The sequence below is a fragment of the Roseovarius sp. SK2 genome (assembly GCF_028807495.1).
In the GTDB taxonomy this organism is placed as follows: Bacteria; Pseudomonadota; Alphaproteobacteria; order Rhodobacterales; family Rhodobacteraceae; genus Roseovarius; species Roseovarius confluentis.
In genome coordinates this window covers 82,413-102,413 of the sequence record NZ_JARAMK010000010.1, presented here as the reverse complement: position 1 = coordinate 102,413, position 20,001 = coordinate 82,413, and the positions used below count along the sequence as shown (strand labels likewise).

Annotated in this window: 13 protein-coding genes; 4 read left to right on the top strand and 9 right to left on the bottom strand. The window is 58.1% G+C overall.

The features are described 5' to 3' along the window. Positions 1 to 21 precede the first annotated feature (21 nt). Entirely contained in the window at positions 22 to 819 is a 798-nt protein-coding gene (locus PVV74_RS17575) for a helix-turn-helix domain-containing protein (protein WP_274594138.1), read from the bottom strand. A gap of 647 nt (positions 820 to 1,466) precedes the next feature. On the opposite strand from PVV74_RS17575, the gene PVV74_RS17570 reads away from it, so the two are divergent. After that, complete coding sequence (locus PVV74_RS17570; protein WP_274594137.1) at positions 1,467 to 2,318, top strand: metallophosphoesterase; 852 nt, start codon at positions 1,467 to 1,469, stop codon at positions 2,316 to 2,318. Between the two features lie 639 nt (positions 2,319 to 2,957). On the opposite strand, the gene PVV74_RS17565 is transcribed toward PVV74_RS17570, so the two are convergent. Further along, a complete protein-coding gene (locus PVV74_RS17565; protein ID WP_274594136.1) occupies positions 2,958 to 3,317 on the bottom strand; it encodes a TA system antitoxin ParD family protein in 360 nt (119 codons plus the stop codon). A 411-nt stretch (positions 3,318 to 3,728) separates the two neighbouring features. On the opposite strand from PVV74_RS17565, the gene PVV74_RS17560 reads away from it, so the two are divergent. Genes PVV74_RS17560 through PVV74_RS17550 form a run of 3 tightly spaced genes read left to right on the top strand, consistent with a single transcriptional unit; the run spans position 3,729 to position 9,704 of the window. Then, positions 3,729 to 6,389 (top strand): class I SAM-dependent DNA methyltransferase, encoded by a 2,661-nt coding sequence (locus tag PVV74_RS17560; protein ID WP_274594135.1) that lies wholly within the window; start codon positions 3,729 to 3,731, stop codon positions 6,387 to 6,389. Further along, entirely contained in the window at positions 6,389 to 8,467 is a 2,079-nt protein-coding gene (locus PVV74_RS17555; RefSeq protein WP_274594134.1) for a DEAD/DEAH box helicase, read from the top strand. The genes PVV74_RS17560 and PVV74_RS17555 overlap by 1 nt, the downstream gene beginning before the upstream one ends. A gap of 4 nt (positions 8,468 to 8,471) precedes the next feature. Next, positions 8,472 to 9,704, top strand: a complete 1,233-nt coding sequence (locus tag PVV74_RS17550; RefSeq protein WP_274594133.1) for a GIY-YIG nuclease family protein — start codon at positions 8,472 to 8,474, stop codon at positions 9,702 to 9,704. A gap of 59 nt (positions 9,705 to 9,763) precedes the next feature. On the opposite strand, the gene PVV74_RS17545 is transcribed toward PVV74_RS17550, so the two are convergent. The 7 genes from PVV74_RS17545 to PVV74_RS17515 form a co-directional block, all read right to left on the bottom strand. After that, positions 9,764 to 11,059 (bottom strand): reverse transcriptase domain-containing protein, encoded by a 1,296-nt coding sequence (locus tag PVV74_RS17545; RefSeq protein WP_274594132.1) that lies wholly within the window; start codon positions 11,057 to 11,059, stop codon positions 9,764 to 9,766. A gap of 373 nt (positions 11,060 to 11,432) precedes the next feature. Further along, positions 11,433 to 13,382, bottom strand: coding sequence for an AAA family ATPase (locus PVV74_RS17540; protein WP_274594131.1), 1,950 nt, complete (start codon positions 13,380 to 13,382; stop codon positions 11,433 to 11,435). Beyond that, the gene (locus PVV74_RS17535) at positions 13,379 to 13,837 is read right to left on the bottom strand and encodes a hypothetical protein (protein WP_274594130.1); all 459 of its coding nucleotides are present in this window, start codon (positions 13,835 to 13,837) and stop codon (positions 13,379 to 13,381) included. The genes PVV74_RS17540 and PVV74_RS17535 overlap by 4 nt, the downstream gene beginning before the upstream one ends. 55 nt (positions 13,838 to 13,892) lie before the next feature. Beyond that, complete coding sequence (locus PVV74_RS17530; RefSeq protein WP_274594129.1) at positions 13,893 to 14,363, bottom strand: hypothetical protein; 471 nt, start codon at positions 14,361 to 14,363, stop codon at positions 13,893 to 13,895. Then, complete coding sequence (locus PVV74_RS17525; RefSeq protein WP_274594128.1) at positions 14,353 to 16,782, bottom strand: hypothetical protein; 2,430 nt, start codon at positions 16,780 to 16,782, stop codon at positions 14,353 to 14,355. Before PVV74_RS17525 ends, PVV74_RS17530 begins: the two co-directional genes overlap by 11 nt. Then, positions 16,779 to 18,701, bottom strand: a complete 1,923-nt coding sequence (locus tag PVV74_RS17520; RefSeq protein ID WP_274594127.1) for a hypothetical protein — start codon at positions 18,699 to 18,701, stop codon at positions 16,779 to 16,781. Before PVV74_RS17520 ends, PVV74_RS17525 begins: the two co-directional genes overlap by 4 nt. Further along, positions 18,701 to 19,573, bottom strand: coding sequence for a tyrosine-type recombinase/integrase (locus PVV74_RS17515; RefSeq protein ID WP_274594206.1), 873 nt, complete (start codon positions 19,571 to 19,573; stop codon positions 18,701 to 18,703). Before PVV74_RS17515 ends, PVV74_RS17520 begins: the two co-directional genes overlap by 1 nt. Positions 19,574 to 20,001 lie beyond the last annotated feature (428 nt).

Below are 20,001 nucleotides of genomic sequence, written 5' to 3'. Positions count from 1 at the left end.
AAGGAGTCTCAAAAAGCGGGATCAGATGGTATCGCGCAGGGTCGAGACATTGCGGAAGACGCTGGGCGAGGAGCCGGCATGGTCGTGGAAGAATCGCGAAAAATGCGCCGGGACAGAGAAGCCAAGATCGTTGGAGATGGCCGAGAAACTGCGTGTTTCCTTGGCCACGGCCTGCACCGCACGCTCCACCCGCTGGGTGTTCAGGTAGACCCGGGGCGAGATTCCTGTATTCGCCTCGAACAGCCGGAAGAAATGCGCACGCGACAGGCCGCATTCGCGGGCGAGCCAATCCATCGAGACGACGCTGGCCGGATCCTCGCGGAGAAGGACCAAGGCCCGTGCGATCCGTCGGTCGGGCATGCGCGTCGCTTTGGCCTGTGCCCGAAGCGAAGGTTGCACATCGCGCCAGGGGGCCAGCCGCTCGATAATGGAGATCATCAGCCGCCCGATCAGCCGCTCATGCGTTGCGGCGTCACCGGGCGCCCGTACCATCGCCTCTGCTGTCTCACCGACCTGCCTCCGGATTTGCGGCGAGATGGCACCGCCTGGCTGCGGAAAAAAGTCCGGTCCGGCGCTCGCCTCCCAATTGCCGCGAAACGCGCCAAGCCAACTCGGTTCTATATACATTGCGAGGATGATGGTTGGCGGTTGATCCGTGCGGTGGACGTAGCTGTGATGCTCCCACGCATTGATTAGAACCGCGCTTTCGTCGGTCAACATCACGCGGCGCCCACCCACATCGAACTCGGTATCGACACCTTCGACCTTCAGAAGGACGTGGCATTGCGCATGGGCGTGCTTAACCAGAGGCCGGTCCATATCAAGCAGAGCGACCCGCCCGAAAGGCCCAATAGCAATCCTCAGAGCAGACGACATTCGAAATCGTTACCAGTTTTTTTGATCGGGTCAATCTTGCTCGACTGCAGGCATTTTGACGGCTCCGTGTTTCAGCACGTCTTCGGTGTCACTTGATAAGCCTGTGACGCTACGCATTTCGCGCCGTTGCCGGATACCAAGCTTTTTCATTTTGGAACGCATTCCGATAGACCAAAAAATGTTTCGTTGCTGTTGGCATCGCTCCGTCTAAGCGCAGCGGTGCGTTGCCATGTCAAAGCCCCTCGGGCGACAAGGTAGCCATGTTCTTCCTATCGCACCTAAGCCCGAGCTTTTCCAGATCTCAGGTGTATGTGCGGAGCAAAGCCTTGCATCGTTATTCGTGTTTCACAGATGCGGCGAATAGACATCGAATGGTCGATCCGAAGGACACAGGGCTACTTGCGGACCTTCGCCGCAAAGTCCGCGAAGGTCGGGTTTGGGCCGGGAACGGCACAAGCGGAGTCGAGCTGACGCGGAAGGCCCGCCGCGCCGCCGCATGACTGCTTCGAGTCCAAGTTCATCTCATGCTGCACACTATGTGCCCGCAAACACTTGATGCAATGGCAACAACGTCATGCCACCATAAGATCATGATTACCACAGACTGGAAGTCGAACCTTGGCCCGGACTTTTCGACTCAAACCTTCGCTATCGGTGATGTCCATGGACAGGCAGACGCATTGTCGGAATTGCTCGATCACATCCATGCTTTGCCACGCACGTATAGCAAGCGCGAACTCATATTCACAGGCGATCTCATTGATCGCGGTCCGAGCTCTCTTCGATCAATAAAACTCGCAGTAGATGCGGCGTCACGCTTCGACGACTGTAATTGGCTTCCAGGAAACCACGAATTGGTGATGGCGAAATGCCTTTCTGGAAAAGCCACGAGAGATGAACTTGCAACTTGGTTTGCAATGGGTGGTCATGAAACATTGACCGAAGCCTCTACGACCCCTTATTCGAGGGACTCGTTCCGGTTACTACGTGATGCGGTGCCCGACACATTTCGCGATGCTATTTTCAGAGGTCCAACGCATCTGGTCCGTAATGGTGTGCTTTTTGTGCATGCTGGCGTGGATCCCAATTCGGTCGCGACAGAATTCCTGGAGCGAGATCGTTTCAAAGCAGCCAGCTACATGTACAACCATTGGTCTTGCATCCGGTACCGGTTCCTCAAATGGGAGAATGGCTGGAAACAGCTGGGCTTTAACTTGGTTGTCCACGGCCATACCCCCGCTACCAACCGAGCGGTGAAGAACCGCCAAGAGGCAGAAAATCTGCTCGAGTTCGTCGAAAGTCATCGCCGTATCAACATAGACGTTGGTGCAATGTCGCTTGCACAAGTTGCGGCAGTAGAATTCTCGGGCACAAGCCACCGCCTTCATGTGCGGCCGGCGCCGATTGACCACAACGTACTCGACAAGCTTCTGAACAAATGAATTTTGCAGGTCAGGCACAAGCTCCGGGAAGTGAGAGTTAGCGGTTACTAATGGGCAATGGCAGAATTCAGCAATCGACAAGTGACAACGGAAACGAAGATGCCCGATCAGATCCGGCCAAGAGCAGCCGAACCCCAAATAACTGCCGAAAAGTAAATATCACCCTCGCCACTTATAATTCAATGAAATCTGGGATGCATGACCTTCCGCGACACGAAAAAATATGCGCATCGCGAAAAAATATCTGCGCGCCTACACCAGCGCAATCAAATAGTAACTTTGGGCTCGAAGCGGACGATCGCCCTTTTTTGTGATCGCGCCTGACATGGTCGAGATCATCAACACTTCTGGTAAGGGGCTTGCTTGGTCGGGAACCCCCTATTTCTTCCTGCCGCCGTCCTTATCGCCAGAGGGCTTCCAGTTCGAAGGTATCGGAAATGTCTGTATGATTTTGGTCAATTCGTTGATCCTCTGTTAGTCTCAAATAATACCGCGATCTGCTTGACTATGCCAGTATGGCAGTATTTTTCGACCGCTCATCAATTAAAGTTGTCGGCGAATGCCGGTGCCTCGCGAGCCTGGTAATGATTCGAATTGCCGGCTCTATTAGGATCGGCAACAGCAGGACCATTGTCAGGCTCATCCGTCGGACTGTTCGTCTGCTCGGACGATCCTACCGGCAGCATCAAGGCCTGCCGCAGCGCCGCTCGTACGCAAATCGGCGAAGAAAGTCTTTTCCTCAAAGCCGGGGTTCGACATCTTCTCAAGGAATGCCTCTGACCAAACCGCCTTTTCTTCAGCGGTCAGGGTGCCCGTTTCAAGATCGCCGGCAAGTGCACGCGAAATCTTGTTATGCTCAAACCTGCCGGATCTCTCGATGGCACGACCGATGCGCGCCCAATGCATGATCTGTTCGGCAAGCGACCGTCTCTGGACCACGGAAACAGCGCGGGCATCATCAATGAACACAACATCGGTGAATTCCACGAACTTGGCCATTTCGCAACTCCTGAGCCAAAAGGTGGCATTTCGCCACTCAAATGTCGAGTCATCACTATGGCGACGCATCATGATACCGCTTCAGAGCAGAAACCTTCGATTGTCGTGATCGCGCTCAGCTGGAATTGTCCACGAAGCAACATCGACCCGTTAACGGTGACAACATATCCGGTAGGGGGCTTGCCGCAAATCTTGCCGGTTACTCGAGATACCGGGCTGCCATCAGGTACCGGTTCCTAAAATGAGAGAATGGCTGGGAAAGATTGGTCTTCAAGGCGGTTGTGCACGGCCATACTCCAGCGAGCTACCGATCGGTGAAAAACCGTCAAGAGGCGTTTAAGTGAAACTGCCATTGAGATACGTTCTGACGCGAGCAATATTCAAATCTAAAGAGATTTACCGAGTGAACTCATGAACCCGACAGACATCTTCGAGGCCTTGGAGGCCTTTTCCAAGGCCCCCTTCGATCCGGCGGAATTCGGGTTCTCTTTCGCGGAGGCGACTGACAATGCCCAAGCGACGGTTTCCAAGCTGCGTGGTGGGTCTCTGAACAGGTCGGACATCGAGGGCGGTGTCTTGATGAACCTCAAGTTCCATTATGCCCCGGCCGACGCGCTTGGGGTTGAAGCCACGCTCGATGCGCTGAAGGGCAGCAAGCGGACCGCGAAGCACAAGCCGGCGATCCTGATCGCCACCGACGGGGAGACCGTCGCAGCCGAGCATTGGAAGAGCGGCGAGCGGCTGCACTGCGCCTTCTCGGAGATCGGCGACCATTTCGGCTTCTTCCTCCCGGCCGCCGGCAAGGACCGATATCGCCCGGCTGAAGAGAACCCGGTCGACGTCAAGGCCACGGGCAAGCTCGCGAAGCTTTACGACGCGCTTGTGAAGGCCAACCCCGACTGGGCGACCGATGCCCGGCGCCACGACATGAACCAGTTCATGACGCGGCTGATCTTCTGCATGTTCGCCGAGGATGTCGGCATCTTCCCGGAGAACCAGTTCTCCCGCGCGATCTTCACCCATGCCGGCGACAAGGGCGAAGAGGCCCACGTCGTCCTGATCTCCGCCTTCCAGGCGATGAACCTGCCAAAGAACAAACGGGCTGACCTGCCGGCCTGGAGCCACGACCTCGAATACGTCAACGGCGGCCTATTCGCGGGCACGATCGACGCGCCGCGCTTCGACGTGATCGCGTTCCGCTACCTGCGCGAGGCCTGCGACCTCGATTGGAAGGAGATCAACCCGGACATCTTCGGCTCGATGATTCAGTCGGTCGCCGACCCGAAGGCGCGTGCCGAGCTCGGCATGCATTACACCAGCGTGCCCAACATCAAGAAGGTGCTGGGGCCCCTTTTCCTCGACGAGCTCGACGCCGAGATCGACAAGGCGTGGGATCGGCCGAACGGGCTGCGCAAAGTGCTGGATCGGATGTCGGCGATACGGGTGTTCGACCCGGCCTGTGGCAGCGGCAACTTTCTGGTCGTCGCCTACCGAGAGCTGCGCGCCCGCGAAATCCGCATCCTGCGGCGTCTCGACGCGATCGAAGGACAGACCCAGATCCAGATGTGGTCGCAAATCCCGATCACAAACTTCTACGGCATCGAGATAACTGACTTCTCGGCCGAAACAGCGAAGCTTGCCATGTTCATCGCCGAGTATCAGGCGAACGCCATGTTCGGCGAAGCCTTCGGGCGCAAGCCGGCCGCGCTGCCGCTGAAAGGTGGCGCTAATGTTCTGTGCGGCAACGCCCTCAGAGTAAACTGGTCCTCATTCTGCCCGAAAAAGGACGGCGACGAGGTCTACATCGCAGGGAATCCACCGTATCTTGGCGGCAAGAAGCGCGAGGCTTGGCAGACGGACGATATGCGCTACTGCGGCCTCGAGGACGTCCTTTTGCTGGATTACGTCACAGCTTGGTTCTTTAAGGCTCAGGGATATTCTCCGAGCGCATTCGCGTTTGTGGCGACAAGTTCGATCTGCCAAGGAGAACAAGTAGCCCCCCTTTGGAGCAGGCTTTTCAACGCTGGTCTCTCGATCAGCTTTGCCCATATGCCGTTCCAATGGCGCAATTCCGCAGCCGACAACGCTGGGGTATGGGTAGTCATAGTCGGTTTGCGCAATCGGCCCCGCAAACCGGTCAGGTTGTTTGACCAAGGATGGGTTGGAACTGGCCCCACCATCAGCCCTTATCTGTTTCTCGGCGCTGAGACCTATGTCTCGGCTCGATCTACTCCACTGTGGAGGCTTCCAGAAATCGTCATGGGTTCGAATCCTGTCGACGGTAAGCGGTTGGTTGTCTCTCCCGAGGAAAAGAACCGCATCGTGAATTCACACCCGGAAGCTGAGGAGTTCATCCGGCCATATCTTGGTGGCGACGAGATCCTTGGCGGGAAAGAACGATTCTGCGTTTGGGTCGATGACAACGCCGTGGAGAGAGCACAAGCCTGCCCTCCGATTGCTGCCAGGATAAGAGAGTGCCGGGAATACCGAAAAGATGCAGGTCGAGACGCGCGGCGCTACCAAGACCAGCCGCATCGATTCGCTTATCGCGGGACTGTGAAAGATCTTCCCTGCATTGCAATACCGAATTCTCAGTCGTCAAAACGGCCCTATCTGCCCACCGCGCGAGTTCCAGCTGGCACCGTCGTAAGCAAGGAAGCATTTGCCGTATACACTACAGAAGACTGGGTGCTCGCCATTCTCTCTTCGAGAATGCATCAAGTTTGGCTTGCAACGGTCGGCGGTCGGATAGGAAACGGTTTCAGGTATTCCGGCACCCTCGTATATAACACCTTTCCCCTTCCCGGAATGACCGATGGCGATAGAGAAGAGCTGGCGGCGGCGGGGCGCCAAATTCTCAAAGCCCGATACGAAAATTACCCTCACAACCTCGACGAGCTCTACTCCGAAGGTAGCTTTCCGAACAATTTAAGGACTGCACACGAGAAGAACGACAGAATTCTCGAGAACCTGTACACCGGAAAAACATTCGCGAATGATGCTGCGCGCCGGGATATGCTCATGAAACTCTACTCCGTTCGTGTTGCAAGGGAAAACGAGGAGGCCGCGTGATGGTCGATCTGGTAAAGGTCGCCTACGGGCGCACGGGCACATCGAAGACGACGAACGCCATGGGCATGCGGCCCATGCAGGCGCGGGTCTACGAAGCCCGCGGTGCGCAGTTCATCCTGCTGAAAGCTCCGCCCGCCGCGGGCAAGTCCCGGGCGCTCATGTTCCTCGGCCTCGACAAGCTCGAGAACCAGGGTGTCCGCAAGGTAATCGTCGCCGTGCCCGAGACCTCGATCGGCGCCTCGTTCCGGTCGACCAACCTGACCTCGCATGGCTTCTTCCGCGACTGGCATGTCGAGCCGCGCAGGAACCTCTGTGTCAGCGGCGCCGAGGAAGGATCGAAATCGCAAAAGGTGAAGGCCTTCCAGGAGTTCATGGCCTCCGACGACGAGGTGATCGTCTGCACCCATGCCACCTTCCGGTTCGCCTACGATGCCATCGAGGCCGATACCGGCGCCGAGGCTTTCGATGACTGCCTGATCGCGATCGACGAATTCCACCATGTCAGCGCCGGCGACGACAACCGGCTGGGCGAAATCCTGCGCCGGATGCTCGTGCGCGAGAAGGCGCATGTCGTGGCGATGACCGGCAGCTACTTCCGCGGCGACAGCATTCCGGTCCTACGGCCTGAGGACGAGGCCAAGTTCCGCTCGATTACCTACTCCTACTACGAGCAGCTCGATGGCTACGAGCACCTCAAGTCGCTGGGTATCAGCTACAGCTTCTACCGCGGTAAATACATCTCGGCCATACCGGACGTGCTCGACACCGACCTCAAGACCATCGTACACATCCCGCACCGCGGCTCGGCCGAGGCCTATGGCGAGAAGAATGACGAGGTCGGCCGGATCACCGACGCAATCGGCCAACACGTCGGCCGCGACGAGGAGACCGGCTTTGACCTGGTCCGTCGTAGATCGGATGGGAAGATCCTCAAGGTCGCGGATTTGGTGAACGACAACGATGAGCGGGGCGGTGTCAAGGCCGCCCTCACCCGCGAGATTACCGGGCCGGACGGCCGCCGCGACGACACGGCCGACCGCGACAAGGTCGACATCATCATCGCGCTCGGAATGGCCAAGGAAGGTTTCGACTGGCCCTGGTGCGAGCACGCGCTCACCATCGGCTACCGATCCTCGCTCACCGAGATCGTTCAGATCATCGGCCGCGCCACGCGGGATGCTACAGGCAAGGCGCACGCGCAGTTCACCAACCTGATCGCCGAGCCCGGCGTCGAGACGACGGTCGTGGCAGACGCGGTCAATGACATGCTGAAGGCGATCTCCGGCGCCCTGCTGATGGAGCAGGTACTCCAGCCCAACTTCCGCTTCTACCGGCGCGAGGACGGCGACATCCGCGAACCCGTGGAGATCGACGATACCGGAACGGTTCATATCGGCATCAAGGGCCTCATGGCGCCACCCACGGATCGTTCGAAGGCGATCTGCGAGAACGACATGCAGGATCTTGTGGCGAAGGCTTGCCAAGCCATGGACCGTCGCACAGTCGCCGACGATGTAGCCCCAGAAGTCGCCACCCAGATGGTCCTGACCGACATCATCGAGAACAGCTACGAAGATCTGTCCGAGGATGAGACCGAGGCGATCCGCCAGGATCTTGCCGCCCGTATGAACATCGCGAGCATTGCTCGGAAAGAAGCGGCGAAAGCCGACGACACCCTCGATGCCGACCCCAATGGCTCCGATGATGACGACGAGAATGAGAGCGCACCGGATGGCATGAACCTCATCAACATGGTCAAAAAGTTCATAAATGTCCGCGACCTCGACATCGACCTGATCGACGGGATCAATCCGTTCCGAGAGGGTTTCGATGTCGCCTCCAAGGCACTCGACACTCCGCTCCTCAAGCAGATCCAGAGCGCCATGGTCGCGCAGCGTATCCAGATGACCGAGGACGAAGCGCGCACACTTTGGCCACGCATCAAGCGCTTCCGCGAGGCCGAGGGCCGCGAGCCCAACGCGCATGCCGCGGATCCACTTGAGAAGCGCATGGCCGAGGCCCTTGCCTATATCCGGGCCAAGAAGACAGAGCGCATGCGTTCGGCCGCTGCGGAGTGACCACATGCCTCGCCCGACGCTTGACGAAATATTAGAGGAACCTGACGAGTTCGGGCTTCTCGAGGTCAGCCTTAAATCGCGCGGCACGCGGCCGCCGGAACTCGAACGCGATGCGGGCCTCGTCCGTGACGTGAACGATTTCTACGACCGGCACGGCCGGCTGCCGAACGAGAATGCCGCCGACCACGACGAGATGCGGCTCGGGACGATCTGGAGCGGCCTTGCAGAACGCGCCGACCCCGAGGTCTTCGAGGATGTCGACCGCAACCGGCTCCTCGTCATGGCGCCGGTGCAAGAGGCACCTCCAGTTAGGGATTGGCGCGACGACCCGCTCGAATACGAGATCCCTGGCAGCCTCGACGACATTCTCGACGAGGACGATGGCGATGTCTCCGAGGCCTTCACCCGGATCCGGAATGTCACACCGGTGTCCGAACGCCACCTGCCTGACCATCGAGCCGAGTTCATCCCCTGCCCTGACTTCGAGGTTTTCCAGCCGGCTTTCGAAGAGCTTCAGGCCGAGCTCGAGACCGGCTTGCGGGAAGCGGCAGCCGTCGGTTCTCGCGAGGTGATCGACGTCCAGGAAGGCGGTTACTTCATCCGTAACGGCTTGCTCGCCTACATCGCCGAGAAGGCGGAGATGACCGCGCGCGGCGGCAAGCGAGATCATCGCCTCCGCGTCATCTTTTCGAACGGCACCGAGAGCGACCCGCTGATCTCTTCGTTCCGGAAGGCACTCGCGTCAGACCCGACCGCCAGGGTCATCCATCGCCCCGGCATTGGCCCACTCGATCCGGACTGGGAAGCCGACCAGCTCGACCTCACCGGCACGATCTACGTGGCGCGCAGCCGCTCCGACCAACCGACCATTGCCGAGGTGCGCGACATCCTTCTCAAGATCGGGGTCACCACCCAGGACGTGCACCGCCGGGTCGCGGACGCCCGGAACGATCCGACCTTCCTGCTCGCCCCCGTCGACATCGTGGCCACCTACGAACTGAAGAACCTCTCAAGGCGCAAGGTCGAGGACCTTTTACATCGCTTCTTCGATACGGCCCGGCCGAGGGATCTCTGGATCAGGGATCGGTTCAACAAGCGCATTTACCCGCGCGAGTGGTTCTATGTCTTGCCGGATCACGTCAGCCAGGCGGTGGCGGCGATCAGGAACGGCACTCTGCATCAGCTTAGATACGACCCCAAAAGCCAAAAAATCGTTAAGAAATTGTCCGCAGGTTGAAACTGATCACCCTCGACCTGGAAAGGCCGTGAGATCAAGACATTTTACATTGCGTCGAATTACAGATTCTTGATCTTTTCGATCTCACGTAGAACCGCGCGTTCAAATCGCTTGATCTGCCGAGTGATTTTCTCATCACCCTCGAAGGCAGCCGCACTGCGCCGTCCGTAGGATGAGAAATTTCGAACGGTCCGGACACCGTTCTCGTCTCGCACCTTGAGATGCGTGAAGCGACGATAAAGACGCTTGGTATGAGCCTTGGTTGATTTTCCTGAAGCGATGTTTCGCTCCGCAATCTTGCGGGTCCGCCGCATCGCCTTTCGCATCTTCCGCCATTGGCGTGCAAGAGAGCTTCCGCGAATGGCAGGCCCAGCTCCGTGTAGGGTGAAACCGAGGTATTGCGCCGCCTTTTCCCCCCTTACAGCGCCAGTACCTGTGAACACGGTCCGTTCGGTCTTGTGTGTCGAGATCTCCAGCTTCTCCGCCTTGATGAGATCCATAATTGTCGTCTCGGCCGTTTTCGCATGGGTGGGTTCGCAAATCACCAATATATCGTCTGAATATCGGCGATAGAGCGCACCAATGCTGTCGCAGTAGGCATGTGCCGCGGCGTCAAAATCTATCATGTATAGATTCGAAGCTGCCGCGCTGATGGGGGTGCCCTGAGGGATGCCGCGTCTATGACCCCTTACGATTTCCGGGTTCGGGTGGAATTTGATACCGTTGGCCTTCAATTCCTCGACGCTTGCAATTCGGTCCCTGTTGTTCTCCTTGAGCCGAGCTGCGAAAATGGCGCTTGCCTTCAGCTCCCCCATATCGACGTAATGGAAGGATGTAATCGCCCGAAAAACGCGCATCCAATGCTCGGGAAGCGACGTCACGCCCAGCAAGGCTTTTAGTCTGCGCTTCAGTAGCTTGTGGTCAAGATTGGCGAAGAAACTGCTGACGTCGAATGCCAATACCGTTACGGGGGCACGTTTCTTCGCAAAGGCAAACACTTCCGCCGAGAAATCGTAGTTGGCGCGTCCGAGCGCACGATAGGCCAAGACGTCATCGGAGAGCCCCGTGGCCTCATAGTGCGTATCCAGAAGCTTGTTCATCTCGCTCGCATAGAACGAAAGGATGCAGGCGTCCCTGTGCGATGCATACTCGATTGGGCGGTCCTTGGAGGCGATCGTCCGCTTCCCCGTTTTCGCGCATCGCTTATAGCGCTTCTCGGACTTCGTGTAGTGCAGGAGCGGTAGGAACGAGTGCCGTAGCACGAAGTTCGTGTCCACTACCTTTCTGGCAAACTTTTCGCCTACGGGCAGATCGAAATGGCGGTAACTTCTGGGCTTAAACCAATCGAGCGACATTAAACCTCCTTGTCGCAGAGTTCGGAGGACTGGCCCTGACCCTGGGCTCCGGTTCTTAGGCCGGACGTCCCCCGAACGCACGCCACCTTCTGCCAGCGGATACGTTCAGCGTCTCACTTCCGAACGCCTCGCAGACACGGGTCTCGAAACGCGAGGTGGTATAATGTAACCGTGGAGGTCCGAGCGATGCTCAGTGTCTCGTTTAGTCTGGCTCTGGTCGCAGCGATGCTGTTCGGCATCGTGTTCCCAGGTCACCATACTGAAGTTGACAAGTTCAACGGCCAAACCCGTGAGCCAATTCCCGCGGGCACTACCAACTTGGTAAGCGGGTTTTCGCCGTTCAAGGCATTCTCGAAAAAATTTATAGCACTTATCATTCGTTACTCAACCTTGGCAGCCTGCCAATTTGGCGCCGCGCCAAGGTCAACCAATCTGGAAAACCGCAGGAGCGGCGCTCAGCGGAAGGGGGGCGGCTCACCGCGACGGTGATGGCCTCCCAGTCCCCAAGAAAGAGGACCTGGTCTCGAGCTCGTGTGAGTGCTGTATATATAAGCGAACGATCCACGACTTTACTGCGGAATACTGGGACGATAACTTTGTCCCATTGGCTTCCCTGCGCCTTATGCACGCTGATGGCGTATGCGAGTTGAAGGTTCGCGCCGTCGGCGATCTGGAGAAAGTGCTCATCCCCATCCAGCTCCGCCAAAACACCATCCGCCATGATTTTCTTGACGCGTCCGAGCGAGCCGTTGGTGAGGCCCCGATCTACATCGTTTTTGTCCGTCCAGATCACCGGCTCTCCCTCGGCTATATGCCCTTGACCTGGCCAGAGTGCCGGGTTCTGAGCGAGGCGTTTAGTATGAAAGAACCGGTTGATCCTGTCGATCTCGTGGTTGGTAGGCGCGATGATCTGCACATTATCACGATCAACCCCTGCACGCTTCAGGATTGATCCAATCCATAGGATATTCTCAGCGAGAGTATTTCTGTCGCTGTGCAAAAACGTAATTCCCGGCTCGGCCTCGGTGAAGGCGCGCAGCTTTGGGATCCGACCGTTCCGGATGCCTTCGGCTAAGACCGGAATCCCCGTCTTTTCGTCCTGACGATGCACCCGATCGAGGATTACCTTTCGGATATCATGATCGCCCGCCAGTTGGTGGAAAACAATTCCTGGTGAAACTGGCGGTAATTGAGCAGGGTCACCGCAAAGCATCAAAGATGCTTCACCAAGCCGTCGCAGGATCCGCCAGATCTCTACGAGACCCAGCATGGAAGCCTCGTCAGCGATCACGACAGTATCCGGACCCAGAGCCATATTGGATTTTTCCTGTTCAACCAGGAAGCGGGCGACAGTGATCGCTCGCCGTCCAGTCGCTTCCGCAGCGCGCTTGGCAGCCCGGCCAGACAGGGTCACAAGCAGGGGCTTACGGCCCGTCGCTTCAAGGGTTTCGCAGACACCGCGCAGAACAGTCGTCTTGCCGCTACCCGCGTAACCGGCAAGCAACAGCAGGCGGTGCCGGTGCGCCATCCTCACGGCCTCTCGCTGCGCCTCGGTCAAACGGAAAGGTTGGGAAGCCTCGTAAGCATCGACCAACCCATCGAGGCGTCCCACAGGCGTAATCCCCTTCACGGGCGGTTCCGGCGCCAGCCTCATTAGTTTCAGGGCGCATTCGGCCTCCATGTAGGCCGTCCCCGGGGGCTGGAGGTCGTGAGCAAGTTGGACAGCGGCGCCAGTTGACACCGCGACGTCGATTGCCGTCTTTGCAACCGAGCGTTCCAGAAGCCTCGCCGCCGCTCTCTGAGCGTCTCCCAAGGTCATCCGGGTCGATCCCTGACCAAGACAACTTTTGCCCGTCAAGGCGGCCTCAAGCGCTGCGATATCGCGCCGGAGGTCCTTCCTGCCGATGCCCACCGACCAAGCGATCGTATCGACGGTATTGAAGTCGCTAACGGCGAGGAGAAGGTAGGGGTTGGCCTTGACAACCTCGATTCCCTGCGGCCCCCAAGCGCGGGCCACACGGATAGCTTTCTGAGGGTCGATATTCGCGCCTATCTCGTCCAACCAGGATAAGAAGCCCGTTTCCGGTACGCGTAGTTCCATCGCCGCCGCGGCTGCGATCGCTGGCTCCTCGCCGATGATCTCGATTACTCGGTCATCAATCGCAAGCAGCGCCGCCTGCAAGTCATCACCGAAAGCGTCAGCGAGCGCCCTGGCGCGTTCTTTCCCGATCCCACGAAATGCACGTTCGCGCCTGAGGTAAGCGGCAAGTAGCGGAGTCTTGGACGGCAGCCCCTGTGGCTTGGGCGCACGATAGTGCGTCATTTTGGTCCCGAAGTTATCCGACCGCCCAGAGCGATCAGTTCAACCACCTCGCTGTTTCGCTGTATTTCTGCGCGCAGAGAAGCGTTTTCCGCCCTTAATTCAGCAGCCTTGCGTTCCATTTGAGCGAGACGAAGCTGGGCCTCGCGTAAGCGAGCAGCCGGCACCAGTTCACAGTGATCGTCCGGGGGCATCGCAGCGTCCTCCTCAGGTGCCACAAGACCACGCCGGCTGAATGCGATGCCATGTTTGTTCGCATGCTCGACAAGCATCTCTCGGATTGCAGAATTGCCATCGATCTGGCCGTTGGTCAGCCCTGCCTGGCGCTTAATCTCAGCATGCCATAATGCGCCCTTCTTGACCGGTAGCATTCTTCCCTGCCCCTCGCTCTCTTCTATCAAGGAGCGCAAGCGGGCGGCGGCTTCGCGAGCGGTGGTACGGTTGCTTTTTCGTTCCATGTTTGTCTCCATCGGACCACAAGTTCCGTTCGCCGGCGTAGCGTCACCTCTCCAGCTACTCCTCGTCTCCGTCGAACGGAACGACCTTCCCATTGAGGCCGGAACCCGAGCGTCGACGATCGAGCGCACTCTTGTATCGCTTTGCCTTTTTCTCTGCTTTCAGCCGCTCAGCCAAATGCCAAGCGGCGTGGGTCTTCACTTCTTTTAGCTCGGCGCGCAACTCAGCCACCTCCGCGCGAAGATACCTAATGACATCTGCGAGGTTTCCTGGCTCGTGGCCTTCTTGACCAGCTGCGGCCAGAACCCGGTTCCGCACGCCCGGGTATCGACAATCCTCCTGTCCAATCAAAACCCGGGAACGGCCGGCTTCTTTTGCGACGTTCGATATGTTGACCTTGACCGATTTACCCTTATTGAGCCGTGCTCGAAGTTCGGGACTTTGCGGACGACCAGCTTCCAAGCGTTCGAGGGCATCGAGGAAGTCCTGTTCGATGATATCTCTGTCTTTCGTGCGCCTACGAGCCATCGCGAAGTTCCTTGAGTTGCTCCTCAACGCGTTTGTCGAGTGCATCGATGTGTGCACCAAGCTTCCAGCATAGAGCAGCGGCTTGCCTGGCCTGCGCATGCATCAGTTCGTTGGCACGGTCCATGTGGGTCATATCCATTTTGAGGACCTCGTATTGGCGAACGGCGAAGACGCTCTCGACATAGCGATCTTCCCAGAATGGAAGATGCCAGCGCGCAATTGCAAAAGAAGGGCAGCCGGCACAAAGGCCGGGAGTGCGCGTCGAATAGTTCGGTGTAAGATCAGGGCGCCACCGCGCGAGCGATTCAGTTCGAGCCGCTTTGTGGCATTCCATTTCAGAAGCACTGCGCGCACCGCATATGCCATAGGGCTCAAAAAACATCCGGTGTAGGCCAGCTTCTTCAACATAGAGGAAAGCGGTCCGGTAAGCATCTTCGGTTGAAGATCCCGCGATTTCCGGACCGAGTTCATTAAGGATCTTCTTCTCGAGATCCTCGCCGTTGCGGCCAGCGAGTTCAGAACCACCGCTCGCGATTTCCAGCGCCAACATTGCCACCTTCTGGCGCTTGATGTCGTTCACGTCCCCAAGCTGCACCACGTGGTTCAGGTAACCGCCGTCGGTCATCGCGATGGAAACGTGATGAAAGTGAGCCTGCAAGACTGGTAGCATCGAAGGATCGACCATGTAGGCGAAATGCGCGAAGCTCTTACGCCACTGATGGGATTTGAGGATGCGCCCATGGCTTTCACGCCAAGGCACTAATTCACTGTCCATCGTCTTGCGCGCCGCTTCATCAGGCAGGCCCGAAAGGTCAACCCACTCGGCCACGAAGTCTCTCATGGCGGACGTGAGTGTTTCACCCGTAACGCGCGCAACACCTGATGCAGTTTTCGGCAGGCCACTTCTCGACACCAAGTTGACGAAAAGGTCATCCGTTTCAAGAAGTTCGCGATAGGGCGCAAGCAGCCGGTCGACAACGAGGATTGCCTGCACGGCGGGCGGCATGTGGTCGGAGCCTTTCGGGCGGTATCCGATCGTCCATTCCTCGGCGCGCGGCGTCTCCTCTGTCTTCGAAAGCTCTGTTGTAACAACGAAGACCTCCGCAAGCCCCGTCAACGTGTCTCGAACGCGCACGCAATATGGCAAGCCCGTATCGGCGTCGACTCCAGCCTTGAGGCCGCAGACCTCGCTGATTCTAAAGCCGACTGTACCCTGTATTACGGTTTGGGCCGCTGACATGACGGCTTTAACCAGCTGACGAACTCGGCTCATTGAGCCGATGGGAGAAAACCTCAGTCCGGCGCGGCGCGCCACTTCAGAGACCTTTGCGCTCATCTTTGGGCAGGCAGTGACATAGAATTCCGTTCCAGCCTGGTAACCCATCGACAGGACTATTTTCCGAGTGTCGATGTGTTCGTGACTTTGATTGGAGTATGTCGGCAGGTCGTCGCATCGGTCGAGATAGGTCACCAGAGCCTCGCCAAGGCTGTCTACAAAGCTGTGATCCCACCCGTTCCGATTGAGCGGTGGATGCCAAGGCGCGCCGTCTACTTCCGAAAACAAAAAATTCAGGGCGGCAGTGCGCTGCCGCCGGAAACCAATATAGCGTCTCCGATCTGGACTGACGTTTTCCAGCTCCGCGGAGGCATAGGCATCGGCGCAAAGATCGCGCAGGCGAATGACATCCTCAGCCGGCGTTCCGAGCATCTTCATACTGGTGTTCAGAATCGGCAGACCCACCTCGCTCGGCACGGGGCGATAGGAGCCAGCTGAGATCGCACCGATCTCTTTTGCGACAGAGAGAAGCCCTCTCCGCCCGAAAGGTGCCTCCGGCATCGGTGCGACACCCGCGCGCTCCAGTGCGTTGCGTTGCTGCCAGATGAGAGCGATCGATCTTAACCGGCTTCGCGCAACATTAGCGGTCAGACTTTCCTCCTCGCCTTCATCGTTCGCCTGCTCCCGAAGGCAGTCGACGTAGGCCTCTACAACGACCCGAGTTATTTGCGACGGCCAAATAACATAATGCTCCACGCACCAGACGACGAAGCTCCGCAGACTGGCGCTGATAGTGCCAAGCCCCCCCGATTTCAGTCGGCCAGCGGCCCCGTCCCCGGGCGCTGCGTAAGCCGACCAGACAAGCCGCTTCAGCCAATCGAGCAGATCGGAGTACTGATGATCGCAGAGGTTCGTACCGTCCGTCAGGTCAAGATCCCACGTGATTGTGCTTTGGTTTGCACGCGCACCCGGTGTGGCGTTGTTGAAGACCCAACGGCGATCCGACCATCGGCTCTCGCTGGAAACGTATACGTCCGCCAGTTCTTCTCGTGGCCGGAGATGCAGCGGGCGCGCCGCGGTGGCCTCGAGGATCTCCTGAGTAGTCAGCGTTTTGCTGTTGTGGGCCGCGATCCTCACAGTCATGCTACAGATGGAAGGGTTACGTGGTAGCGTTGGGCGTTGTTCATGGTGGCCATCGGGACCTGCTCAAGCAACGCCTCGAGATCGCGGAGTATCGGCACCCACTTCTCCTTCCACTGCAGGGCAGATACCCGACCGTGCTGGGCGGTGTAGATTGCTCGGCGCAAGGCGAGATATCGCGCGACCGCCTCGTCACTGCGGGGCTGGGCCGCGGCAAGCGGACACGAAGGGCATTCGCCGTAGGCCGCGCACAGCTTGCCACTTTCCTGCGCCGGCCGTGGACTGTGATACGGGTCGAGGCAGAGGAAGCCCGGCGTCGCCGCCGCCTGTTGACCGTTTGCACCGAGACCACGCGGGTCGATCCTTCCGTGCGTCTCGGCCGCTCGCGCATAAAGTTCCTGCGTCTCGCCGATGCGATCCTGGCCCTGCTTTCGCACCCAGTCGGACGTGTAGAAGGTCCACGTCGTTTTCGGGCTTGAGTGACCCTGCCGTTCCTGTTGCGCAAAGATTCCGAAATAGCGCCGCGTCTGGTCGGCACCCGTTGCACGGATCAAATTGAGTGTGAACGGTGCAAGATCGTACCGCTCGATGAACCCGCCGAGTGCCTTTTTCCATACGATATCATTCGAAGGTCCACCTCGATGGTTGAATGCCTTCGCGACCGAACCGCCCCACTTTGGCGCCCCCAAAAATAGTCGATCATCATCGGTTTTGTTGGCGAGGATTGCACGGCTGTTCAGGGTCAGACGCTTGAGAATGTTGAGGAGATCTTGCAGCCCGAGCGGAGTTCCGCTTTCCGCCGGCAGGCGGACATCGCCGGCGATTTCGGACGCATTGTGCGTGCTCGTTTGCGTTCGGTTGGACCTATTTTTCTTAGTGTGGAAGATGAGTGTGGAGCCATCGAAAGATGTCTCAATCGCGTTCCATTCGAGCGAGAGGAGCGGATCGGGATTGAAGATTGTTTTGAACCCGATCAGCACGACAAACGGTACGAGGTCTTCGAAAGTGTTGTAGAGAACCTCTCGAATAGCACGCATACCGTGTCGGTTCACCGCGTTCCCAAGATCTCGATCGAGGCGGCTCAGATCCTTTAAGGACGCCAAACGGTCTGGGAAGGCCTCGTGGATTCGCGCCGCGCAGACGCTTAGGCATGAGTAGTCCGGCGCGGCGTCGCATCCGCGCGCATCGTCCAACTCACACTGCCCCACCTCAAGAATGCTCGTATTCCGGTCGAGACGCTTTTGGATGGCAGCGACATCGGCGAGGCATGCCGTGAGTATACGGTCAACCTCATGGGGCAAGATGACTTCTGTCGGCTTATTCTTAATCGTGCGTCCGGCCCAGGGGTTTGATGGAAATCCAGAATGGTAAAGCAGGCGTTTCGCCCTCTCGCCCCAAGCCGCGTTATTCTCAAGGGCTTCGATACACAATCTCACAGCACCAAGCATCCCCGCACGCGTCTTGACCGCCCATGGCTGGTCGTCAGCATTCGGAGCGTCGAGAAACCGCAAGAAACCAGTCCAGAATGCTTCATCGATGGTCTCCAGCGTCACAGCCATTGGCGGATAGCTCTCAAGATGGCTCGCAAGACCACGTCGCAAGTCGCCACATTTCACATCGCGTGCACGAAAACCGGCTGGCTGTGCCCAGCAGCGAAAGCCCTCGACAATTAGCTCTGCGATCTCCGGCTGGCGGAGAAACAGTGTGAAATCATAGATCTCCGGCTCCGCCCCACCAGGAATTATCACCCGGATGCGCGGCGAACCGGCCTCGGGATCCGGCGACCGGTCGATCCGGGAATGCAGGCGTTCGCGGGCCGTGAGCGAGGTAACGTTCGCAGTGTCGCGTGTGCTCTTTTCCGATCGCGCCCGCGCTTGTGCTACAATCGATGCTCCTATTCTCTTAGACTTGCCGCGCGGCATCAGCGCATACTCTTGAGCGCCGCGGACCTTCCTGGAGTTGCCCAGACATTCACGTGCTTGAGATAAGTGTCCATGGTCGTGCCCAGATCTTCATGCCCGAGCTGGTGCTGTATGTATTTCCAAGTTTCTTCTTCTTTCCAGCCAGCCGCCAAGCTGTGATGCCACGTCATCACTGCGAAGGTGTGCCGGAGCGGATGGTCGCTGAATCGTGCACCCGCGCGGACGCCTCTTTCGCCGGATTCCGGGTTCTCGAATTTGCGCTGCTCGATCAAGCCCGCGCCAATGCATGCTCGTTCGATCATTGATCGGATTCCACTTGCTTCCATCGGGTGTCCGGCGCGGTTCGTTGATGTCTCGGAGTTCAAAAGAAGCTGTCCCTCACGGGCACTTCTTCCACGCCGCTTGAGAGCTCTTTTCCGTTCACCCTGGATGTAAGCTTGGATGTCGATGACAAGCCAGGCAGGCACATCGACCGTCCGCACCTTGTTTCCCTTGCCGACGACCTTGATCTTGTGATGTCGAAGCAATTCAGGATCGGGTGTCAGAGCCTCGAACGGATAAATACTCAGCGATATCTTTTCGGAGCGGCGAAGCCCGACGGCCCAACCAAGATCGATAATGAGCCGGTCTCGCGCCGACCCCTGGCTATCCACGTTCCGTTTGCTGGCAGGTGGGCCTGCCCATTCCAGAAGCGCCAATAGCTCATTCTCCGTCAGCACGCGAACCTTATCAGCACGATACTTTGGGATGATCCGCTTGCTTCTATCGCGAGATGCCTTCCCTTTACGAGTGTGTGCGAGCGGATCCCTCTTTATAGGCGCGAGCCCAGACCGCGAGACGCGTAGCGTGTCGGACAAGGACGGCTCCGTCATCCAGCCCCGCGTCGCGGCAAACAGCAGGAAGTCTAAGATCGCGGTCAGTCGATTTGCGATGGTACCGGCCTCGTAGGGCCTTCCAGTGTGCGGGGAGATGCTGTTCGAATAGGCATCCCGATATGCCACGACATCATCGCGAGACGCGTCTCGCCAATCAAGATCGACCGCCTCGCACCACTCGAGCCAAGTGATCAGGGCCCGAGCGTTGTTTTCCCAAGTTCGCGGCGATGGCGATTTGGGCACGACCTCCTCGTTCAGCCAATAACAGGCTGCCTCATGTAGCAAGGGTCCGCGCCAGATGGACGGGTGCCCTGCAGCGAGACTGCCTATTGAAGAATGGTTTGAGTGAAAAGTGTACATGGAGGCTACAAGAGAATTGATCTTAGTTGCGACCACTATGGAGTTTTACAGCAATATTGCAATTA

Coding starts and splice junctions, on each gene's coding strand:
- PVV74_RS17575 (WP_274594138.1), bottom strand. CDS start 819: ATGGACCGGCCTCTGGTTAAGCACGCCCATGCGCAATGCCACGTCCTT.
- PVV74_RS17570 (WP_274594137.1), top strand. CDS start 1,467: ATGATTACCACAGACTGGAAGTCGAACCTTGGCCCGGACTTTTCGACT.
- PVV74_RS17565 (WP_274594136.1), bottom strand. CDS start 3,317: ATGGCCAAGTTCGTGGAATTCACCGATGTTGTGTTCATTGATGATGCC.
- PVV74_RS17560 (WP_274594135.1), top strand. CDS start 3,729: ATGAACCCGACAGACATCTTCGAGGCCTTGGAGGCCTTTTCCAAGGCC.
- PVV74_RS17555 (WP_274594134.1), top strand. CDS start 6,389: ATGGTCGATCTGGTAAAGGTCGCCTACGGGCGCACGGGCACATCGAAG.
- PVV74_RS17550 (WP_274594133.1), top strand. CDS start 8,472: ATGCCTCGCCCGACGCTTGACGAAATATTAGAGGAACCTGACGAGTTC.
- PVV74_RS17545 (WP_274594132.1), bottom strand. CDS start 11,059: ATGTCGCTCGATTGGTTTAAGCCCAGAAGTTACCGCCATTTCGATCTG.
- PVV74_RS17540 (WP_274594131.1), bottom strand. CDS start 13,382: ATGACGCACTATCGTGCGCCCAAGCCACAGGGGCTGCCGTCCAAGACT.
- PVV74_RS17535 (WP_274594130.1), bottom strand. CDS start 13,837: ATGGAACGAAAAAGCAACCGTACCACCGCTCGCGAAGCCGCCGCCCGC.
- PVV74_RS17530 (WP_274594129.1), bottom strand. CDS start 14,363: ATGGCTCGTAGGCGCACGAAAGACAGAGATATCATCGAACAGGACTTC.
- PVV74_RS17525 (WP_274594128.1), bottom strand. CDS start 16,782: ATGACTGTGAGGATCGCGGCCCACAACAGCAAAACGCTGACTACTCAG.
- PVV74_RS17520 (WP_274594127.1), bottom strand. CDS start 18,701: ATGCCGCGCGGCAAGTCTAAGAGAATAGGAGCATCGATTGTAGCACAA.
- PVV74_RS17515 (WP_274594206.1), bottom strand. CDS start 19,573: ATGACGGAGCCGTCCTTGTCCGACACGCTACGCGTCTCGCGGTCTGGG.